At 49.3% G+C, this 1,147-nt stretch carries 8 tRNA genes and 2 rRNA genes; all 10 read right to left on the bottom strand.

Going from position 1 to position 1,147, the window contains the following annotated elements:
* A 16S ribosomal RNA gene (locus PQ578_RS22360) occupies nt 1-100 on the bottom strand; the annotation flags it as partial.
* Between the two features lie 167 nt (nt 101-267).
* Nucleotides 268-343, bottom strand: a tRNA-Ala gene (locus PQ578_RS22355).
* Nucleotides 344-365: 22 nt separating this feature from the next.
* Nucleotides 366-442 (bottom strand) — tRNA-Pro (locus tag PQ578_RS22350).
* Nucleotides 443-470: 28 nt separating this feature from the next.
* Nucleotides 471-547: transfer RNA gene (locus tag PQ578_RS22345), tRNA-Arg, on the bottom strand.
* A 16-nt stretch (nt 548-563) separates the two neighbouring features.
* Nucleotides 564-638: transfer RNA gene (locus PQ578_RS22340), tRNA-Gly, on the bottom strand.
* Between the two features lie 3 nt (nt 639-641).
* Nucleotides 642-726 (bottom strand) — tRNA-Leu (locus PQ578_RS22335).
* A 7-nt stretch (nt 727-733) separates the two neighbouring features.
* A tRNA-Lys gene (locus PQ578_RS22330) sits at nt 734-809 on the bottom strand.
* Nucleotides 810-827: 18 nt separating this feature from the next.
* A tRNA-Thr gene (locus PQ578_RS22325) sits at nt 828-903 on the bottom strand.
* A 30-nt stretch (nt 904-933) separates the two neighbouring features.
* A tRNA-Val gene (locus PQ578_RS22320) sits at nt 934-1,009 on the bottom strand.
* A 9-nt stretch (nt 1,010-1,018) separates the two neighbouring features.
* A 5S ribosomal RNA gene (gene rrf, locus PQ578_RS22315) occupies nt 1,019-1,135 on the bottom strand.
* Nucleotides 1,136-1,147: the final 12 nt, after the last annotated feature.

The following is a 1,147-nucleotide window of genomic DNA, read 5'->3' as shown; positions in this document are numbered from 1 at the left end:
CGCTAAGATCAGGGAGCAAGCTCCCATCTCTTCGCTCGACTTGCATGTATTAGGCACGCCGCCAGCGTTCGTCCTGAGCCAGGATCAAACTCTCCGATAGAAAGCTTAATCTAGCTTTTAAAACAATTTGCTTCCGTAGAAACAACTACTTACATGGCGTTTCGTTCAGTTTTCAAAGAGCAATTTTTCTTTCACCGTCATTTTCAGCGACCAAACTATCATACCATGATGTGTTTGTCAGTGTCAACGACTTTTTTGAAAAAGTTTTGGTGGAGCCTAGCGGGATCGAACCGCTGACCTCCTGCGTGCAAGGCAGGCGCTCTCCCAGCTGAGCTAAGGCCCCTTTGTTATAAATAGAAGATAGATGGTCGGGAAGACAGGATTTGAACCTGCGACCCCTTGGTCCCAAACCAAGTGCTCTACCAAGCTGAGCTACTTCCCGTTTTAAAAAAAGAAAATAGTAAAAGTAATGGTGCGCCCGAGAGAAGTCGAATCCCTAACCTTCTGATCCGTAGTCAGACGCTCTATCCAATTGAGCTACGGGCGCAAATATATTAAGTTAATGGAGCGGAAGACGGGATTCGAACCCGCGACCCCCACCTTGGCAAGGTGATGTTCTACCACTGAACTACTTCCGCAATTGGTGCGGGTGAAGGGACTTGAACCCCCACGTCGTAAGACACTAGATCCTAAGTCTAGCGCGTCTGCCAATTCCGCCACACCCGCAAATAACTGGTGAGCCATGAAGGACTCGAACCTTCGACCCTCTGATTAAAAGTCAGATGCTCTACCAACTGAGCTAATGGCTCTTTTCATGTAAGAAAAGCTGGTGCCGGCCAGAGGACTTGAACCCCCAACCTACTGATTACAAGTCAGTTGCTCTACCAATTGAGCTAGGCCGGCATTATATGTACCCTTGCGGGTTAAAAAATATGGTGGAGGATGACGGGCTCGAACCGCCGACCCTCTGCTTGTAAGGCAGATGCTCTCCCAGCTGAGCTAATCCTCCACTATATAAGTCCAGCGACGTCCTACTCTTGCAGGGGGAGATCCCCCAACTACCATCGGCGCTGAAGAGCTTAACTTCCGTGTTCGGCATGGGAACGGGTGTGACCTCTTCGCCATCGTCACTAGACTTTACAGGGTA

It is taken from the genome of Guptibacillus sedimenti (assembly GCF_028610665.1).
In the GTDB taxonomy this organism is placed as follows: domain Bacteria; phylum Bacillota; class Bacilli; order Bacillales; family Guptibacillaceae; genus Guptibacillus; species Guptibacillus sedimenti.
Note: the sequence above shows the minus strand (reverse complement) of the source record. Positions and strands in the feature narration are given on the sequence as shown.